Below are 19,056 nucleotides of genomic sequence, written 5' to 3'. Positions count from 1 at the left end.
GGGACGGTTCGACCCTGCTGGAGCTTGCCCGATGTTCATTCTCAGCCACCTCGACGGTGTGCCCCCCGAATCCTTCCAGAATCAGATCCGTCAGTTGGTCATCGACCATGTCGGTGAACTGAGCAGCGTGGCCATCACCCCGGACAACCCGCTGTACCCGCTGTACCAGTACGGCGTCGGCCTGGAGGTGCATCAGTATTTGCAGGCCATGGACGGCACCCGAGGTCTGGCCGTGGAACTGACCCTGGCCTTGGATGCCGAAGCACCGGACCGACTGCTCGGCTTCGCCCTTGCCCTGCCGGCCCAGGATGACGATCAGGCCTGCGTGCTGGCGTTTCTGGCCGTGCACCCAGACCACCGCCGCCAAGGCATCGCCCGAGCGCTGCTGGCCGATGCCCAGTCACGCTATGCCTGTGTCGAGCTCAATGTCTTTGCAGGGCAAGTGCCATGGTTCGAGGCGATGGGTTTGCAGGTGGCCGCCGCCGCCGGGCCGCAGGTGCTGATGAGCAGCACCGGGCACGCCAGTGGCGCACTGGTCGGCCGTCTGGACATCGCCCCGATCTATCGCACCACTGAAGTGCGGCAGATTCACGCCTACCTGCTCAAGCAGCATGGCGACGAGGCCATGCTGGCGGCGGAAAAACAGCGCGACGAACGCCTTGATGCCCTGGCCTTGCAGGCACAGGCCTGTGTGAAGCAGCGCAAGACCGTGCATTGAACGGGACCGCTGGGCGGTCCCGGCGATTTCAGGCGTGTACCCACCGCCGATGCAGCCCACGGGCCAGTGCATCGAGCATGAACCCCAGCGCACCGATCAGCAGCACCATGGCCATCAGCTCCGAATAGGCCAGCCGGTCACGCGTATCGAGGATGAAATAGCCTAGCCCTGCGCTGACCCCAAGCATCTCGCACGGCACCAGCACGATCCACAGGATGCCGATCGCCAGACGCACACCGGTCAGCACATGGCCGATCACCCCAGGGATGATCACCTTGCACAAGGTTTCCCAGCGCGTGGCGCTCAGGCTACGGGACAACTGCAACCAGCGCGGATCGAGCTGGCGCACGCCTGCGGCGGTGTTGAGCAGGATCGGCCACAGCGCGGCGAAAGCCAGCAGGAAATAGATCGGCTGGTCGCCCACCCCCATCAACATCACCACCACCGGCATCCACGACAGCGGCGAGATCATTCGCAGGAACTGGAACGCCGGTGTGGTCGCAGCCTCCAGGTGGTGGTAACTGCCCACCAGCAAGCCCAAGGGCACGCCAACCGATAGCGCCAGCAACAGCCCCACCAGGATGCGCTTGAGACTGACCCAGACATGCCCATAGACCTCGCCCTCGCCCAGCAATTGCACCAGGCTGGCCAGCGTGGCCTGGGGCGAAAAACGCGCCGAAAGGCCGTCGGCCTCGCCAAACACCTGCACCCCCGCCCACCACAGCAGCAACAGCCCCAACAGCCCCGCCAGGCCCAGGAGGCCATGCATGACAGACTTGCCCATCAGACGGCGAACTCCTCATGGCGCTCGAAACTGTCGGGCTGGCCGAACGCCGCCAAACCACCGGCCGCCTCGATGGCTGTACGCACGAAGCGATCATCGACCAGGTCGCGCGCCACCTGGGCCGGGTCCAGCCCGGCCAGGAAGCCACTGTCGCCCTCGATCAGCGTGCCTTTGAGGTGCTTGACCAGCGCTTCGGTGTAGCTGGGGAATGGATACGGCTGGAAGTCGATGCGTTTCTCATCCCATTGCTGATGCGCGATCGCACCGCTGGCGATATAACCGGCGCGGTCCTCTGCGGCCGGCGCCAACACCTTGGCGAGCACCTGCGGGGTATGTGGTGTGTACTTGTTGGGGCCGGCCTTCGACAGCAGCGCGGCTGCCTCGGCCCGATGGTCGCGGGTCCACAGCTGGGCCTTGACGATGGCATTGACCACCTTCTGCGACCACTCGGGGCGGTTGTTCAGGTCGTGCTCGTGCATGAACACCACGCAGCAGGCATGGTTACGCCACACATCGCCGGTAAAGCGCTGCACGCGTCCGACCTTCAGGTCCTCGGCCAGGGCATTGAAGGGCTCGGCGACGATGTAGCCGGCGATACGCTTGCTGGCCAGGGCCGGCGGCATGTCCGACGGCGGCAGCACCAAAAGATTGACCTCGTTGGCCGCCAGCGACGCGTTGGCCGGCTTGGAAACCGGTGTAAGGCCATTGGCTTGCAGCAGTTGCTGCACCACCACGTTATGGATCGAATACCAGAACGGGATCGCCACGGTCTTGCCACCCAGTTGCTTGATGTCGGTGATGTCCGGCGCCACGGTCAGGCCCGAGCCGCCCACGTGGTTCCAGGCCACCACCTTGGCCGGCACTCGGCTGGCGTAGCGAGCCCAGATGGTCATCGGCGAAAGCAGGTGGATCACGTTGACCTGGCCCGAGATGAACGCTTCGATCACCTGGGCCCAGCTACGCAGCAGCACCGGACGCTCGGCCTTGATGCCCTCGGCTTCGAACAGGCCATTGTTGTGCGCCACCAGCAACGGCGTGGCGTCGGTGATCGGCAGATAGCCAATGCGCACCGGGGCGTCCGGCTCGCTGGCGGCACGCGCCTGCAAGCTCGAGAGCAGCGGCAAGGCGCCTGCCGCGGTGAGCATGGCGCTGAGCTTGATGAAGTCGCGACGGGAAGTAGTAGAACAGCAATCATCCATGCACATGGCGAGCCTCCGACGGCAGCGGCAAGGGAGAAGGAACAGGGTCTGGGCAGCGGCTCGCCCGCCGTAGGGTCTTGAGGATCTCGATACGCAACGTGCCCAGCTCCTCGACCCGCTGCGCCCGTGGCTGCGGCAGGTCGACAGCCCATTGCCCGAGGATGTGCGCCGGGTGGTCGCCCAGTAGCAACACGCGATCGGACAACAGCAGGGCTTCGTCGATATCGTGGGTGATCAGCACCGCCGCCGTGCGATGGGTGGCGATCAGCTGCAGCAGCAGTTGCTGCATGTCGGCGCGGGTCACCTCGTCCAACGCGCCGAAGGGCTCATCGAGCAACAGCACCTGGGGCTGACGCGCCAGGCAGCGGGCCAGCGCAGTGCGCTGGGCCATGCCACCGGAGAGCTGCGCGGGGTACTGGTTGCGCGCGTGGTCCAGCCCCACCGCCTCGATGGCATGGTCGATACGGGCGCGTCGCTCGGCTGCATTGAGTTTGGGCTGGCGGGCGAAGTCCAGGCCGAAAGCGACGTTCTTCTCCAGGCTCAGCCAGGGCAGCAAACTCGGGTCCTGGAACGCCACGGCCAGACGCGGGTGCGGCCCGTGCAACGGCTCGCCGTGCAGGGTCACGCTGCCGCCGCAAGGTTGCTGCAACCCGGCCATCACGCGCAGCAGGCTGGACTTGCCCACTCCGCTGGGCCCCAGGATGCTGACCACTTCTCCCGGCGCCAGGGCCAGGTCGAAGCGCTCCAGTACAGTCTGCCAGCCGCCATCGCGAGGGTAGCCCAGGCTGATGTCGCGGGCTTGGAGTAACGCCTGGGTCATGCTGCAGCCGCCTGACGCTGCAGCTCGGCACGCAATTGCACCAGGCTCGGGGTGACGATGGGCACGAACGCCGACTCGCGCCAGCGCCGGGCGAAACCTTCGCCATACGCGGTGAGGTAAGCCTTGCCGCCGCTGGCCTGCAGTTCCAACTGCACGGCATCGGCTGCGCTTTCAGCTAGGAGGATGCGCAGTTTGAACAACGCCGCCGGCTGCTGAGTGAAGCGCCCTTCCAGCAAGCCCTGCTTGAGCTCGTCCACGGTATTTTCCAAGCGCTCGGCCAGTACCTGCCGGGCCTCGTCGAGGAACGATCCGCGCCCCTGCAGGTGCCCGCTCACTTCCTCCAGTGCACGCCGCGCAAGGCCGATGGCCATGCCGCACTGCAGTGCCAGAAACGCCGGACGCACTTTAGGCAGGAACTCACGGGCATTGTCATGCAGCAGCCACTCGCGCCCCAGTGCTACCTGATGGAATGCCAGCGCGGCGGTGTTGCTCGACTGCAAGCCCATCAACGCCAGGTCGTCGGAGCGCTCAAGGCCCGCCAGGTTCGAAGGCACTGCCACCACGAACGGAGGGCCGCCGGTGGCGTCTTCGATCGCCGCAGCCACGGCAAAGCCGCTTTTGCGCAGGTTAGTCACCCAATGCAGACGGCCGTCGAGGGCCCAGCCGTTTGTCGCGGGCTGGGCGCAGACTTGCAAGGCCTCGATGCCCGACAGGTACTTCATGGCGTTGGATAGGCCGGTGGCACCGGCCAGCTCACCGGCGAGCAGGCTAGGCAGCAACCGCTCGCGCAGGCCCTGGTTGGGGCTCTGCAGCAGGTACTCGATGAACGAGCGTTGGCCCCAGCAGACAAAGGCCGCGGCCAGGGACCGACTGGCGATGGCGGCGATGGCTTCGACGGCGTCGGTGACCCGCCCGCCCGAGCCGCCCAGGGCGGGCTCGATACCGACCCGCAGCAGCTGCGATTCGGCGATGTGCGCCAGTACCAGGTGCGGATCGCACTGGCCCTGGTCGATGGCTTCGGCATTGGCATCCAGCCATTGTCGAAATGCGCAATCAAGCATGTCCCTACTCCTTTGTTCGAAACGCCGGCCAGGCCGGCACCAGGCGGATCAGGCCGAAGGCTGCCAGCGGTATTGGCCCAGCTCGTCATTGAGCGGCGTCTGGGCGAACACATTAGCAAAGTTGCACAGGGTCGCGAGGCTCACGCCGAGAATCGCTTCCAGGGCGTTGCCTTCGCTGTAGCCGGCCTCGCGCAGAGCGCCGTAGGTAGCCTCACTGACGTTGCCACGGGTGGCGATCACTTCGCGGGTGAACGCGGCCAGGGCTTCGTACCGGGCATTGGGCAGCTCGCCGCGGGCACGCAGGGCGTCGACCACTTCCTGAGGCAGCTTGGCCTTGTTCAGCGCCACAGCGGTGTGACCGGCGACGCAGAAGTCGCAGCCATGCTCGGTCGCGGCGATCAACTGCACCACTTCGCGCTCAGCCAGGGTCAGCTCGGCCTTGCCATTGAGTGCCGAGACAGTCACGTAGGTTTCCAAGGCCGCCGGCGCATTGGCCAGCACGCCCAGCAAGTTGGGGATGAAGCCTGAGTTCTTCAGGGCGTTTTCCAGGAAAGGCCGTGCCGCTTCCGGGGCGCTTTGCAGAGTGTGTAGAGTAATGCGCGATGTCATGGAGTGGTCTCCTTGGGTAGGTGTGCTTATAGTCTGTTGGTTATAAGAATTCCCCTCCATATTCATCAGTCGCCTTTCCTTGCTCCTGAGTCTTTGCATTAGATGATTTCATCCAGCCATCTTGTCGATTGGTTATTAGAGCGCCTGGAGCTCGATGCCAGCCTGTTCCATGTGGGCCGCTACTGTGGCGGCTGGCATGCCAGCACCCAGGGGATGGGCCGAGCCAGTTTCCACCTGGTGGTGCAGGGGCATTGCTGGCTGCATGTCGACGGCCATCCCGAGGCCGTGCGCCTGGAACGTGGCGATGCGGTGTTCCTGCTGCGCGACCTGAGCTACCGGCTTTCCAGCGATGCCGACCCGGCCAGCGCCTGCGCTCAGCCGCGACAGCCCATGCAGCCTCTGGACAGCCAGGCCGAGGAAGGCGTCGGGTTGGTGTGTGGGTTCTTTCACTTTCAATCGGGGCTGTCGACGCTGATCGTCGACGGCCTGGCCGACTGGATCCTGCTGCGCGCCGATGACCCGGCCGGGCATGCCGCGCGGGCGTTGTTCGAGTTGATCCTGGCAGAGTGCCGCCGCTCACCCGCGCCCTCGCAGACGTTGCTCGAGCGCCTGACTCATCTGTTGTTCCTGTACGTGTTGCGCCAGCAGGTGCATGCCGGGGAGACCTTGCACGGGCTGGTCGCCCTCGCCCGCCAGCCAGCCTTCGCCACGCTGCTGGAGCAACTGATCGCCAGCCCAGGCCAGGCATGGACGCTGGAAAGCATGGCCGCCTGCACGGGCCTTTCGCGATCGGCATTCTTCAAACGCTTCAACGATCTGGCCGGCCAATCGCCAGGCCAGGTGCTGCTGGCGCTGCGCATGCGCCATGCCTGTCAATTGCTCAAGGCCGGCAATACCGTGGAGCAAGTCGGGGCCCAGGTGGGGTATCAATCGGTGGCGGCCTTCACCCGGGCGTTCGCCAAGGCCGTGGGCGTGCAACCCGGCGCCTATCGCCGCCAGCACGAAGACCCGCCAGACCACTGACGCCGCGCAGGGCCTGGGCTTGCGCAGGGGGCTATGCTTGAACTGAGCTCAGCCAGAAATACGCCCCACACCCATGATCCCACCCCGCCTGTTTCCACGCCTTGCCCTGCCCCTGGCCATTGTGGCCCTGGTGGCGGCCTCCGCCCTGCTCGCCTCTCCGTGGATGGGCCAAGGCTTCGAGCTGGCCGACCTTGCCACCGACAGCCAGCACCGCCTGACCCGCAAGCTCGAAGACGGCAGCCTGCTGACCCTCGACGCCAGCTCTTCGGTGGATGTGGAATTCGATGCCCTCCAGCGGCACCTGCAATTGCTCAAGGGCCAGCTATTGATCGAGATCGCCACAGACGATGCGCGCCCCTTTCGGATCAGCACCCCCCAGGGCACCTTGCGCCCCTTGGCGGGGCAATTGATCGTCGAGTGCCTGGGCGATGTCAGCGAGGTCAGTGTACTGCGAGGCCAGGCCGACCTCGAGGGCGACAGCGGCCATTTGTCATTGCACGAAGGCCAGCACTTGCGCTTGGAGGCCAGCGGCCCCGGCACCCTGGGGAGCGTGGACAGCGGCACCTTGCAGGCGGCCTGGCATCTGCAGCGCCTGCCCGCAGACGGCCAGCCCCTGAGCGAGACCCTGGAGCGCCTGGCCCGTCACCGTCAGGGATTGCTGTGGTTCGACGCCGAGGCGTTACAAGGCCTGCGGGTCTGGCGCGACCTGCCCTTGGACGACAGCGACCAGGCCCTGGCCGAGCTGCGCGCCGAGCTGCCCATCAAAGTAGACACCTACACCCGCTGGCTGACCGTGGTGAGCCGGTCGGACACGCAAAAATGAAAACGGCCGGGTCCCCGAGGGGAGCCGGCCGCGTCATGCAGCAAGAACGCCTTAGTGGCGGTTGCCGGTACGGATCTGGTGCACCACGCCCATGGCCACCACGATGGCCGCAGCGATACCGGTGGAGATCACCAGGATCTGGTAGTCAGGCATGAACGCCATGGTCACCAGGGCCGCCACGATGAAGGCGATCACCAGGTAGGTCAGCCACGGGAACAGCCACATCTTCAGGCGGATCTCCTTGCCTTCGGCCTGCAGCTTGCGACGCATGCGCAGCTGCGAGAAGGCGATCACCAGGTACACCAGCAGGGCAATCATGCCGGTGGTGTTCATCAGGGTTTCCAGCACGTCCTTCGGACGCAGGGTCTCGCTGAAGTTGATCAGCGCGCAGAAGATCGCCACCACGCACGAGCCCATGATCGCGTACACCGGCACGCCGGTACCGGCGCGGGTGATCTTGAACATCGACGGTGCATCGCCACGCTGGCCCAGGGAGAACAGCATGCGCGAGGCGGTGTAGTGGCCGGAGATCAGGCAGCTGCTCACCGAGGTCAGCACCACGAAGTTCATCAACAGCTCGGCGTACGGCACACCCAGCAGCTCCAGGGTACGACGGTAGGCGCCGTAGCCGGACTCACCCAGGTGCGGGTCGTTCCACGGCACCAGACAGACGATCAGGAAGATCGAACCCACATAGAACAGGCACACACGCCAGACCACCGAGTTGGTCGCCTTGACGATCTGGGTGGACGGATCCTTGGCTTCGGACGCCGCGATGGTCACGATCTCCGCGCCCAGGAAGGCGAACATTACCCCCAGCAGCGCTCCGATCACCGTGGTGATGCCATTGGGCATGAAGCCTTCGGCGGTCAGGTGGCTCATGCCACGCACTTCACCGAACTGCCAGATGTTGAACACCGCCGCGGTGCACACGGTCAGGAAGCAGACGATCGCCACCACCTTGATCAGCGCGAACCAGAACTCGAACTCGCCGTAGTGCTTGACGTTGAAGAAGTTGACCGTGATCAGCACCAAGGTCGTGGCCAGCACGAACACGTTGACACTGACGCCAGGGAACCAGCCATGCAGGATCTTGCCCGCCACGTAGGCTTCCCAGGCCATCAGGATGACCCAGTACCACCAGTACAGCCAGCCGATGGTGAAACCGGCCCAGCGGCCGATGGCGCGATCGGCGTAAGTGGAGAACGAGCCAGTGTCCGGCGAGGAAGTCGCCATCTCGCCGAGCATGCGCATGATCAGCACCACCAGGATGCCGCCGGCCAGGTAGGCCAGGACCGCAGCCGGTCCGGCGCTGTGGATCACGCTGCCGGAACCGACGAACAAGGCGCCGCCGATAACCCCGGCGATCGACATCATCGTCAGGTGGCGCGACTTGAGCGAGGCACTGAGTTTGCTCTCGTGCGCTCCCTTCGCGGTGGTGGATGTGGATGTTGCGTCCATCAGTTGTGTACCCCGTGCTTCTTTTTATCCAAGGAAAAACTGTGAAACCCCGATGGCTATCGGTCTCACCTAACATCAGTACTTATGCGGGCAGGAAGGTGTGCTCTGGGGCACACGCAGGCCTTCCATGGCGGCCTGCTTACGCGTCCGAAGGCTGGCCCCCGGACGAACTGAAACCTGTGCTGGCCGAGCGGCAACGGCTCGGTGCGACGAAATGAAGGTGCGAGGCAAACCTCGACGGCAAAGCAGCGAATTTGTGATTGTGCATGACGCTGACATGTACGCTGGTGGCGATAACTGACACGTAATGTAAAAATGTCTGCCACCCAGAGCCATGCACAGTGGCACGAAATACGCACTGCACTGTACAGGCCGCCAATGCAATACACCCGCAACACCCTGCAGGCGCTTGGCGATACGCACCCCTGAAGGCACCCGAATGCTGCAACTACACCCCGACTCTTCCACGCCGCTGGTCAACCAGATCATCGATGGATTGCGCGAGCTGATCGACAAGCAGACCCTCAAGCCTGGCGCCAAGGTGCCGTCGATCCGCGCCTTCGCCGCCACCTACTCGGTGAGCACGTTCACCGTGGTCGAAGCCTATGACCGCTTGGTGGCCCAAGGCCTGCTGGTCAGTCGCGGCAACGCGGGGTTCTTCGTCAACCGTGCAGCGAGCGAGTTGCTCGACACCCAGCATCAGGAGGCCGACACCACCCGGCCGACGTTCAACTCCGAGTGGTATCTGCAACAGATCTTCGAAACCCGCCAGTTGCCTTACAAACCCGGCTGCGGCTGGCTACCCAACGACTGGATGTACGAAGACGGCCTGCGTCGTGGCCTGCGCCAGGTGGCCGGCAGCCCCCTGGAACTGTCCGGCTATGGCGACCCCATGGGCCTGCCCGAGCTGCGTGTGCTGACCGCGCAGAACCTGCAACAAGAGCTGTCGATCGTCGCCAATCCTGCACAGTTGATGCTCACCCACGGCGCCAGCCAAGCCTTGGACCTGGCCGTGCGCACCCTGGTACGTCCAGGCGATGTGGTGCTGGTGGACGACCCCGGCTACCCCAACCTGATGAGTATCCTGCGCACCCAGGGCGCAACCCTGCTGGGCGTGCCGCGCACCCCGGCCGGCTACGACCTGGACCACCTGGAGCGCCTGCTCGCCCATCACCGACCCACGGCGTTCTTCACCCAGCCGCACCTGCACAGCCCCACCTGTTCGCGTACACCTCTGCCCCAGTTGCATCGCCTGCTGCAACTGGCCACCCGCCATGGCTTGCGTCTGGTGGAGAACAACCTGTACGCCGACATGATCGCCGAGCCGCAACCTTGCCTTGCCAGCCTCGATCACCTGCAACAGGTGGTGTACGTGGGCAGCTACTCCAAGAGCATCTCGCCTAATGTGCGGGTCGGCTACCTGCTGGCAAACCCTGAACTCATGCAACAGCTGCTGCACTTGAAGATGCGCTCTGGGCTCACCACCTCCCAGGTGATGGAGCGCGTGGTGTATGCAGCCATCATCGACGGCCGCTGGCGCAAGCACCTCAAGCGCCTGCGCCAACGCCTGGCCGAAGCCCACCAGGAAGTTGGCCGGCACCTGCATCGGCTGGGCTTCGAGCTGTTCACCGAGTCCGACGAAGGCATGTACATCTGGACCCGCCATCCCGCCATCCCGGACAGCGCCGCGCTGCTGGACGATGCCTTGGAGCAAGGCATCATGCTCGGGCCCGGCCAGTTGTTCATGGTCGACGCCAAGGCCACCGGCTGGATGCGCTTCAACGTGGCCTTCAGCACCGAGCCGGCCATGTGGGAATTGCTGGAGAAGGTGCTGGTCAAGCATGTGCGCCGGGGCGGGCTGTAGCCCCCGGCCCTGCCACGCGCCGCTAAACTCAAGTCTCTCCCGTTGATCATCGAACCCCACCATGCCCAACCGCCCCTTCAACGACCGCCTCGACTGGAACCTGCTGCGCACCTTCCGGGTGATCGGCCAGGAGCTCTCCATCAGCCGCGCCGCAGCGCGCCTGCACCTGACCCAACCGGCGGTGAGCCAGGCGCTCAAGCGCCTGGAAGAGCAGCTCGGTCGCCCGCTGATCGCCCGCCGCGGACCACGCTTCGTGCTCACCGAGGTGGGCGAGCGCTTGTTCGAGCTGTCGGGCGAAGTGTATGGGCAGGTCGCGCAGATCAGCGGGCTGCTGGAGCAGCCGAGCGCGGAGGTGGTCGGCAAGGTACGCCTGCTGATGATCAGCCGCTTGTGCTGTCAGCGCTTCGATGACTTCCTGGCGCGCTTTCACCAGCAGTACCCGCGGGTGGAGATGGAGATCGAGGTGATGCGCAGCACCGACATCGTCGCCGCGCTGCAGGAAAAGACCGCCACCGCCGGCCTGAGCCTGAGCCGCCACCGCCATGCCCGCCTCGAGCAGCGTCTGCTCCAGCGCCAGCGCTATGCATTTTTCTGCGGCAAGCACCATCGCTTGTTCGGGCAGTTGGAGGGCAACCTCAAGCAGGAGAATTTCGTCAGTTTCAGCAGCGACCAGATCGGCGGCATGCTCTCGCCGTTGACCATCTTCCGTGACCAGCAAGGCTTCACCGGCCGCATCGTCGCCTCCTCGCCCAGCTTCGAGGAAGTGCGCCGGTTGGTGATCGCCGGGTTCGGCATCGGCTGCCTGCCCGAACATGGTGTGCAGGAGGACGTGGCCGCCGGACTGCTGTGGAAACTGCCGCCGCTCGACGGCATCGCCGACGTGGATGTGCACCTGCTATGGAACCGCGACCAGCGCATGAGCAGGGCCGAGCAAGCCTTCATCGAGGGGCTGTGCGAAAGCCTGGCGTAAGCACAAGGACGGCGTAGCCTCCCCTAGAAATTGGCGGACGCCTTCGATGGGCCGCACAACGGCCCCAAACCCTCAGCCCATATCGCCCCCGCCGCCATCGCCACAAGTTGGATCCGATCTGTCAGCTTGTGTATGCTTCCCGGCATAGCCAATCGCCACTACCTGAGCGATCAGCCTACTGCCCGACAAGGATGCCGCGTTGCCCAGCCATACCACCCGCCACACCGTCGCTCGCCAATGGCAGCTGCTCAACCTGCTGCCCCATCGTCACCCCGGCATGAGCGCCACCCAATTACAAGCGGCACTGGCCAGGATCGGCCACAAGACCACCAAGCGCACGGTCGAACGCGACCTCAACGAACTGGCGACCCTGTTCCCATTGCAATGCAATGCCAAAGGCATGCCCTATGGCTGGCACTGGAAGCCGGGCCTGACCCTGGGCGAGGTTCGCCCTCTGCAACCGAACGAGCTGGCCAGCGCACCATCGGTGCAATTGCAGGCCTGGGTCGACGATGCCCTGGCCCTGCGCCTGCAACGACAGCCTTTGGCCGCGGACATGCGCCTGAACGCGCTGCCCGATGGCGGCGCCCAACTCACCGCCACAGTGCAGGACAACGCCACGCTGATGGGCTGGCTGCTGTCCCAGGCTGGCGCGATCCGCGTTCAGGCGCCCGGGGCGCTGCGCAGTGCCATGCTCGAGCTGCTGCGCCAGAGCCTGGACCTGCACGAGGAAAACACCTGAAGCGAAGATCCGGGATTCGATGGAATCTTTGCGTTCACGCAACAGTCGGACTTAACAAGAGGCCAACATTGCCGGGCCCCTTCCCATCCACTGACGCAAGGATTCAACCATGGTCACGATCCTCATCATCATCCTGATCCTGCTGTTGATTGGTGGTTTGCCTGTGTTCCCCCACTCTCGCGCCTGGGGCTACGGCCCTTCCGGCATCATCGGCGTGGTGCTGGTCGTGCTGTTGGTATTGTTGTTGATCGGCTACATATGAGTGTGTGCCGGTAGCGGCCAATTCGCGGGTAACCCCGCTCCCACACGGCTTGCGCTGGTGCCCGTGGGAGTGGGCTCACCCAAGAAGCGGGCTCGGAACAGCCCTTGTGGAAGCGGGTTTACCCGCGAAGCAGGCGCCGCGAATCAGACAGCCTTGCGAAGACGCGCCAGCTTGCGCCGCTGCCTCAGGCACACAGCACACAACCCCAGCACAGCCACCGCCAGCCCCGCCACCAGCACACTGACCTCGCGGCTATAGCGCCCGACCCAGGCCGGGAACCCCACCAATTCCCGGTACACCTGCACATCCGCCGCCCCGCCGGCATGGCGAATGCTGATCCCGCCCTGGCGAATCAGCGAGTAGTCGGAGTCGAAGTACACCCACACCTTGCACGCCCCTTCCCGCCCGATCGCGTCGATATCGATCGTGCTGGTCGGCGCCTGGAGGATGTTGTCGTTGCCGGCGTCGTCGCGAATCTGTACCAGCCCCTTGGCTGGCAGACGGATGTGCACGTTCTTGAGCGGCGTCTGGCCCTTGTTGCGCAGCTCGATGAGCAGGCCGGTGCGATGGTCCACCAACCCCGCCTCGAAGGGTTTGGCGAACAGTTGCAGGTAAGGCGCCTGGGCCAGGTCGACCAGCTTGTCGACCTGCTGATGGTTCAACGCGCCTTTGCCGATGGCGCTCACCTGGGCGTGCAGGCGCTCGTACTTGAGCAGATCGTTGGTGGTGCTGATGCGTTCGCTGAATTGGCTCGGATAGGTCAGGTAGGCGTAGGTCAGACGCGCCTCAAGACCGCTGTCGTCCTTGAGCGCCACAGACAGCGCAGCAACCGAGGTCGCGACGACCAGCACGCCCACGAGGGCTTTCCCGACTTTTTCCCAGCTCACCTTGGCGGTTCCTTTTGTTGCTGTATTGGCGATACGCAATGGCCGGCAAAGGGTGCCAAGGTTCGGGGACGGGGGCAAGGGCGAGAAACGTGGGGCTGCGGGTGTCCCATCGCTGGCTTCGCCTAATCCCACTGCGGCCTAAGTCGCATTTTGTAGGAGCTGGGGAGGCCTGCGATGGGCTGCAGCGCGGCCCCCAGCCGGATCATGTCGCGAGGCGACGAAGTTCGTTGCCTAAATGACACACATTTATTATTTTGTGCCATTATGCCGACACAAAATAATAAATACGTGACATAGAGAGGACGCACGCCATGCACCACCCTGCTCCGCAAGCCTTCGATCAGCTCGGATTCGTGGTCCAGGACCTGGACCAGAGCATCGACCATTGGCTGCAACTGGGCGTCGGACCTTGGACGGTGTTTCGCGATGTCCAGCTTGAGGGCAGCTATCAAGGCCAGGCCGTGGAGGTTCGCATGAACGTGGGCCTGGCCTATCAGGGCGGCCTGCAGATCGAGCTGATCCACACCACCAGCGACGGCCCCTCCCCTTACCGCGACGCCCGGGGCCTGCACCACATGGCCTGGCTGGTGGACGAGCTGGACAGCGCCGTCGCCAACCTGCGCGAGCGTGGGCTGCAACCGGTATTCCAAGCCGGCAACGCCACCACCCGCGTCTGCTACCTGCAAAACCCCAATGAGCCAGGCGTGCTGTTCGAAGTCATCGAAGGCGCAGGCCTGCGCCAGATGATCGACCACGGCATCGCTCAAACCCGCGAGTGGAATGGCGAGCAGCCAGTGCGGGTGTTCGCCGGCTGAGCATTCCCCTGCTCCGGTGCGAGCACCGGGGCCCTTTGATAACAACAAAAGGAGCTACACGATGAGTCGATTGGCAGGCAAAGTCGCCCTGATCACCGGTGCCGCACGCGGCCAGGGCGCAGCAGAAGCTCGGCGTTTCGTCGCCGAGGGAGCAAAAGTTGTGATCGCCGATGTACTGGAAGCCGAAGGCCGGGCCTTGGCCGCCGAATTGGGTGATGCCGTGCGCTTCCAACCGCTGGACGTCACCCAGCCCGAGCAGTGGCAGGCGGCGGTCGAGGTGACCCAGGCGCAGTTCGGCAAACTCGATGTGCTGGTCAACAACGCCGCCATCCTGCGCATGGCGCCGCTGGAGCACTGCTCGCTGGAGGACTACCGGCGGGTGATCGAGGTCAACCAGGTTGGCTGCTGGCTAGGCATGAAATCGGTGCTGGCAGCCATGCGCCAGGCCGGCGGCGGCTCGATCGTCAACGTGTCCTCCACCGCCGGCATGGAAGGCGTGGCCTATGGCACGGCCTACTCCTCGAGCAAGTTCGCCGTGCGCGGCATGACCAAGGCAGCCGCCCTGGAGCTGGGCGCCTCGGGGATCCGGGTCAACTCGGTGCACCCGGGCGGCATCGACACAGTCATGTCACGTCCACCGGAAATGGCCGATTTCGACCCGGCGCAGGTCTACAAAGGCCTGCCGATTCCGCGTATCGGCCAGCCCGAGGAAGTGGCCAACCTGGTGCTGTTCCTGGCCAGTGACGAGTCCAGCTATTGCACCGGCTCCGAGTTCATCATCGACGGCGGGATGCTCGCTGGTACTTCCTTTGGCTGAGAGTCCAACCCCTGGGTGCGCGCTGCGCGCCCAGGCACTTACAGTTACCCCGCCCTATGCTGAGTAAGGCAACTTCACCCGCCTATTTCAGCCCCTTCACCGCCACCTATAGCGTTGCCCTACACCTCCACTTCCAAAAGTTATCAAATTCAACAAAAGTGGATCATTCCCACAGTTCCAGCCGGTTCGTCCCGTACTCTTCGAATACTCCAACGCCTAACGTGTCTGCGGTCTTTCGACTAACAGACCTGTAACTCACAAGACACTTCAAGTTCGACGCCGCATCGCTGGATAGCTTGTTTTTTGTGGGTTCCAGATATTTGCCTGCATCGCCATGGCGAATAACAACGCTGGCTCATCAACCCGATAGAAAGTCAGGGGCGAAGTTTCCCCTGCAACTTTCCTTGCCGTTTGTAATTCACGGCGGGTGATGCAGGCGTTCGCCTGTACTCGGCGTTCGGAGAACTTTCGGAACCTCTAATGATTAAACGTGTCCCCTCGCAACTGTCATCTACCACTCGAACATTGACCTGGATGAACATCGCCATCCAGGCCACCTTGCCGTTGACCGTTGCTCTTACCTCCACCCACGCCGGTGCCGACAGTGACCGTCTGGAAGCACTCAGCGCACAGCGCATGCCCTTGCCGGAGCTCAATTCCAACGGTGTGACCCGCGAGACGCTGGACAACCAGGACGAAGAACAGGCCCGCAAGGCCGCCAGCCTGGCCAACGGCACCGCCAACTTCCTCACCTCGGACGTCAACAAGGCCGACGCCGCCTCGTCCATGGCCCGTGGCATGGCGGCGAGCGAGGCCAGCGGCCAGGCTCAGGCATGGTTGAGCCGCTTCGGCACCGCCCGCGTGCAGATCGACGTCGACGACAAGCTCTCCCTGGCCAGCTCCTCCCTCGACTTGCTGCTGCCGGTCCGGGACGAACAGAAACACCTGCTCTTCACCCAAGGCAGCATCCATCGCACCGACGACCGCAACCAGGCCAACCTGGGTGTGGGCGTGCGTCGTTTCAACGATGGCTACATGCTCGGCGCCAACACCTTCTTCGATCACGACCTCTCGCGCAGCCACTCGCGCCTGGGCGTGGGCGTTGAGTACTGGCGCGACTACCTCAAGCTCAGCGCCAACGGCTACCACCGCCTGAGCAGCTGGCGCACCTCGCCGGACCTGGACGACTACCAAGAGCGTCCAGCCAACGGCTGGGACGTGCGCGCCGAAGGCTGGCTGCCCTCCATGCCGCAATTGGGCGGCAAGCTGACCTACGAGAAATACTACGGCAGCGAAGTCGGCCTGTTCGGCAAGGACAACCGCAAGAAAAACCCGCACGCCATCACCACCGGCGTCACCTACACCCCGATCCCACTAGTCTCCCTCAGCGCGGAGCAACGTCGGGGTAACGCCGGTGCCAGCGATACCCAGTTCGGCATGCAGTTCAACTGGCGCCTGGGCGAAGACTGGAGCAAGCAGGTAGACCCAAGCCGCGTCGCCGCCATGCGCACCCTGGCCGGCAGCCGCTACGACCTGGTCGAGCGCAACAACAACATCGTGCTCGAATACCGCAAGAAAGAAGTCATTCGCCTGAACGTCGCCCGCCAGCTGGCCGGGGCCAGTGGCGAACGCAAGTCCTTGCAAGTGACAGTGCAGAGCAAGTACGGCCTGGAGCGCATCGACTGGAGCGCCGCCACCTTGCTGCAGGCCGGTGGCAAGATCGAGCACCTGGGCGGCAGCGACTATCAACTGACCCTGCCCCAATACCGCACCGGTGCCCAGGCCGTGAACACCTACACCCTGCATGGCGTGGCCGTGGACAAGCAAGGCAACCGCTCCAACCGCAGCGAAACACAAGTCACGGTCAACGCGCCGGTGTTCGATGCCGCGCGCAGCACCTTCCTGCCAGCGGATACGATCCTGCCCACCAACAGCACCCAGGTGCTGACCCTGACCGTGCGCGACGCCCAGGACGGCCTGATCGACGTGCCGCTGAGCGACCTGAGCCTGGCCGTGACCCGTGGCACCGCCAGCACCGGCACCAAGGTCTCGGACTTCAGCCGTAAATCGGTCGGAATGTACGAAGTGACCGTCACCGCCGGCACCCTGCCGGAGGCACTGACACTGACCCCGTCCTACCAGAGCACTCCGTTGGTAGCGGCCAAGATCTCAGTCAAGGTCCGCGTACCTGAGGCAGGCAATTCGACCTTCGCGGCCTCCCCCAAAACCATCGACACCAGCGGTACCGTCCCTGTCACGCTGGAACTGAAGGCCAACGATGCGGATGGCAACCCAGTGCCGGACCTCGCCGGCCAGCTGGCCTTCGTCGTGCAAGACGCCGGTGGCAACCCGCCAGGCACGGGTATCACCATCAGCCAGGTGACCGAAACCCAGCCGGGAGCCTATACCGCTCGCCTTACCGGGACCAAAGCAGGTGTGTGGACCATCCTTCCCCATTACCAAGGCGCCGTCCTCGGCACGCTCAAAGATACCGTGACGCTGACCACCGGCCCGATTGCTGCCAAGCGCTCGCGCTTGGTCGCTGCGCCCGATTCCATCGACGCGGACGGCAGCAAAACCTCTACCCTCACGCTCACTGCCAAAGATGCCGAAGACAACCCGGTCACAAACCTAGCCGACAAACTGTCCTTCAACGCGAAAGATAGTAGCGGCGGCGATGCAGGTATCACGATCACCGTCGTGACAGAAACCAAGCCAGGCATCTATGAGGCGAAGCTCAGTGGTACCAAAGCCGATAGCTGGACCGTAAGCCCAGTCCTCGACAGCATCACCCTGGGCATCGAAGGCAAGGTGGACTTGACGCCAGGCGCGCTGGACGCCGGAAGTTCCGATTTCATCGCGAATCCCACCGCCATCGTGGCAGGCAGTGGTGAGGAATTCGAGCTTAAGCTGACGGCCAAGGACGCCCACGGCAACCTTGTACCCGGCATCGCAGGTGACCTGGAATTCGAAGTGACCGATAGAAAAGGCGTGGTGGCCTTGACTACCGAGAATCAACGAGAAACCACCCCGGGCGTCTACACCGCCAAGTTCAGTGGAACCTGGGTTGGGACTTGGAGCGTGACGCCGCTGTACAAGAAAACACGTCTGGTCAGTTTGACCAAGCAGATCTATATCACCAGCGCTGCACCTGCTCCCGGTAACTCTACATTCACGGTATCGGACACTACAGGATATCTCCATTATTCGACCATCCAGCTCCAATTCGAGGCGAGGGATGAGCACAACCAGCTAATGACCGGAATCGAGAACGCACTGGAATTTGTGGTCAAGAGCGACTCCAAAGGACGTCCTTTGGTAAAAAAGGATGTGCTCATCGGTCCAGTTCGAGAAAGGCGGCATGGTATTTACACCGCAACTTTTCGGTCAAATTTGGTAGACGTCCATACTATCGTTCCAACGTTTAACGGCGCCGACATCGGGACACTGTCCCAAACGGTTACAATTAGCCTATTTGAAGGAAGATCCGTGGAGGTCTTTTCGACAACCGGCGGGCGACTAAACGGCATACGTCCTTTCAGGGCTCCTTTATTCAAAGGGGCAGAAATCTATTTCGATGTTTTTGACGCGAAGGGCGACTATGAGGCGACCCTCGAGAGTGGAGCCACCTGGTTATCAAAAACAAACTTCAACAGCACATCATTCAAGGTCACAAGCCTGCCCAATGCAAATACAGCGAAAATAAAGCTTATCCGAAAAAGGGGCACCGAAGAACTAACTTATGAATTCACACCCAAGTACTACATGCCCATCAATGATAAATTGACATTTACGCAAGCCGTTAACTCTTGCAAAGATAAAGGGTTAGAGCTTGCAAACGGCATCATTGCGAAAAGCCATAAAGATCGTGTATCTGGCCTTTGGCTATATGATAATGGTTCATCCAAATTCAAGAACACTGACTTCAAACCTGATTGGTATTGGGTTATTGGCCCCAAGTCGCTGGGGGGCGGACCTCTGCTATACCATGCAGGCTCAGGCGAGGACAAAACCGCCGACATAACCGAGAAAAGCTATTACATATGCATGAATAATTACGGACGACCCGACTAACTTACAATCCAATACACCTTCTTCGCTCCTGCAAGTCCTGGCGTACAAGACGTCAGGACTTTGCCTTTATTTCCCTGCGCCGCTGACTGACGCATGCCGCGCCCTTGTTTCACCAACGATCCGACAT

17 protein-coding genes are annotated in these 19,056 nt (G+C 63.2%); 10 read left to right on the top strand and 7 right to left on the bottom strand.

What is annotated here, in order from left to right; genetic code table 11:
* The first annotated feature begins 31 nt into the window (after positions 1 to 31).
* A complete protein-coding gene (locus tag J5X93_RS10550) occupies positions 32 to 718 on the top strand; it encodes a GNAT family N-acetyltransferase (protein WP_043215385.1) in 687 nt (228 codons plus the stop codon).
* Positions 719 to 746: 28 nt separating this feature from the next.
* Here the strand turns inward: J5X93_RS10550 and J5X93_RS10545 are convergent, their stop codons facing one another.
* The 5 genes from J5X93_RS10545 to J5X93_RS10525 are packed head-to-tail and all read right to left on the bottom strand — an operon-like array spanning position 747 to position 5,191.
* Positions 747 to 1,502 (bottom strand): ABC transporter permease, encoded by a 756-nt coding sequence (locus J5X93_RS10545; RefSeq protein ID WP_182941045.1) that lies wholly within the window; start codon positions 1,500 to 1,502, stop codon positions 747 to 749.
* The gene (locus tag J5X93_RS10540; RefSeq protein ID WP_090345761.1) at positions 1,502 to 2,707 is read right to left on the bottom strand and encodes an ABC transporter substrate-binding protein; all 1,206 of its coding nucleotides are present in this window, start codon (positions 2,705 to 2,707) and stop codon (positions 1,502 to 1,504) included. Before J5X93_RS10540 ends, J5X93_RS10545 begins: the two co-directional genes overlap by 1 nt.
* Positions 2,694 to 3,521 carry an ABC transporter ATP-binding protein gene (locus J5X93_RS10535; protein WP_182941048.1) on the bottom strand — a complete coding sequence of 276 codons (828 nt, stop codon included), beginning with the start codon at positions 3,519 to 3,521 and terminating at the stop codon, positions 2,694 to 2,696. Before J5X93_RS10535 ends, J5X93_RS10540 begins: the two co-directional genes overlap by 14 nt.
* Positions 3,518 to 4,582 carry an acyl-CoA dehydrogenase family protein gene (locus tag J5X93_RS10530; RefSeq protein ID WP_043215394.1) on the bottom strand — a complete coding sequence of 355 codons (1,065 nt, stop codon included), beginning with the start codon at positions 4,580 to 4,582 and terminating at the stop codon, positions 3,518 to 3,520. Before J5X93_RS10530 ends, J5X93_RS10535 begins: the two co-directional genes overlap by 4 nt.
* A gap of 48 nt (positions 4,583 to 4,630) precedes the next feature.
* Entirely contained in the window at positions 4,631 to 5,191 is a 561-nt protein-coding gene (locus tag J5X93_RS10525) for a carboxymuconolactone decarboxylase family protein (RefSeq protein WP_043215397.1), read from the bottom strand.
* Positions 5,192 to 5,293: 102 nt separating this feature from the next.
* On the opposite strand from J5X93_RS10525, the gene J5X93_RS10520 reads away from it, so the two are divergent.
* Together J5X93_RS10520 and J5X93_RS10515 are read left to right on the top strand one after the other, a co-directional pair.
* Positions 5,294 to 6,214: an AraC family transcriptional regulator gene (locus J5X93_RS10520; RefSeq protein ID WP_090345752.1), complete on the top strand. Its 921-nt coding sequence runs from the start codon at positions 5,294 to 5,296 to the stop codon at positions 6,212 to 6,214.
* A 73-nt stretch (positions 6,215 to 6,287) separates the two neighbouring features.
* Positions 6,288 to 7,037 carry a FecR domain-containing protein gene (locus tag J5X93_RS10515; protein WP_182818722.1) on the top strand — a complete coding sequence of 250 codons (750 nt, stop codon included), beginning with the start codon at positions 6,288 to 6,290 and terminating at the stop codon, positions 7,035 to 7,037.
* Positions 7,038 to 7,088: 51 nt separating this feature from the next.
* Here the strand turns inward: J5X93_RS10515 and J5X93_RS10510 are convergent, their stop codons facing one another.
* Complete coding sequence (locus J5X93_RS10510) at positions 7,089 to 8,498, bottom strand: amino acid permease (protein ID WP_043215407.1); 1,410 nt, start codon at positions 8,496 to 8,498, stop codon at positions 7,089 to 7,091.
* A gap of 439 nt (positions 8,499 to 8,937) precedes the next feature.
* Between J5X93_RS10510 and J5X93_RS10505 the strand changes: the two genes are divergently transcribed.
* The 4 genes from J5X93_RS10505 to J5X93_RS10490 all read left to right on the top strand — a co-directional run bounded on the left by J5X93_RS10505 (position 8,938) and on the right by J5X93_RS10490 (position 12,336).
* Entirely contained in the window at positions 8,938 to 10,362 is a 1,425-nt protein-coding gene (locus tag J5X93_RS10505; protein ID WP_043215409.1) for an aminotransferase-like domain-containing protein, read from the top strand.
* A 61-nt stretch (positions 10,363 to 10,423) separates the two neighbouring features.
* Positions 10,424 to 11,332 carry a LysR family transcriptional regulator gene (locus tag J5X93_RS10500; RefSeq protein WP_043215411.1) on the top strand — a complete coding sequence of 303 codons (909 nt, stop codon included), beginning with the start codon at positions 10,424 to 10,426 and terminating at the stop codon, positions 11,330 to 11,332.
* 199 nt (positions 11,333 to 11,531) lie between these two features.
* On the top strand, positions 11,532 to 12,074 hold the full coding sequence (locus J5X93_RS10495) for a WCX domain-containing protein (protein ID WP_182941051.1): 543 nt from the start codon (positions 11,532 to 11,534) through the stop codon (positions 12,072 to 12,074).
* A 109-nt stretch (positions 12,075 to 12,183) separates the two neighbouring features.
* Entirely contained in the window at positions 12,184 to 12,336 is a 153-nt protein-coding gene (locus J5X93_RS10490; RefSeq protein WP_043215415.1) for a DUF3309 family protein, read from the top strand.
* A 143-nt stretch (positions 12,337 to 12,479) separates the two neighbouring features.
* On the opposite strand, the gene J5X93_RS10485 is transcribed toward J5X93_RS10490, so the two are convergent.
* Positions 12,480 to 13,223 carry a hypothetical protein gene (locus J5X93_RS10485; protein WP_043215418.1) on the bottom strand — a complete coding sequence of 248 codons (744 nt, stop codon included), beginning with the start codon at positions 13,221 to 13,223 and terminating at the stop codon, positions 12,480 to 12,482.
* Positions 13,224 to 13,534: 311 nt separating this feature from the next.
* On the opposite strand from J5X93_RS10485, the gene J5X93_RS10480 reads away from it, so the two are divergent.
* The 3 genes from J5X93_RS10480 (at position 13,535) to J5X93_RS10470 (ending at position 18,929) form a co-directional block, all read left to right on the top strand.
* The gene (locus J5X93_RS10480) at positions 13,535 to 14,038 is read left to right on the top strand and encodes a VOC family protein (RefSeq protein ID WP_182941054.1); all 504 of its coding nucleotides are present in this window, start codon (positions 13,535 to 13,537) and stop codon (positions 14,036 to 14,038) included.
* 61 nt (positions 14,039 to 14,099) lie between these two features.
* A complete protein-coding gene (locus J5X93_RS10475; protein WP_043215421.1) occupies positions 14,100 to 14,855 on the top strand; it encodes a glucose 1-dehydrogenase in 756 nt (251 codons plus the stop codon).
* Positions 14,856 to 15,389: 534 nt separating this feature from the next.
* Positions 15,390 to 18,929, top strand: a complete 3,540-nt coding sequence (locus tag J5X93_RS10470) for an inverse autotransporter beta domain-containing protein (protein WP_250034818.1) — start codon at positions 15,390 to 15,392, stop codon at positions 18,927 to 18,929.
* Positions 18,930 to 19,056 lie beyond the last annotated feature (127 nt).

It is taken from the genome of Pseudomonas sp. BYT-1, assembly GCF_023611805.1.
Lineage (GTDB): Bacteria > Pseudomonadota > Gammaproteobacteria > Pseudomonadales > Pseudomonadaceae > Aquipseudomonas > Aquipseudomonas guariconensis.
This window is presented reverse-complemented; position numbering and strand designations above follow the sequence as displayed.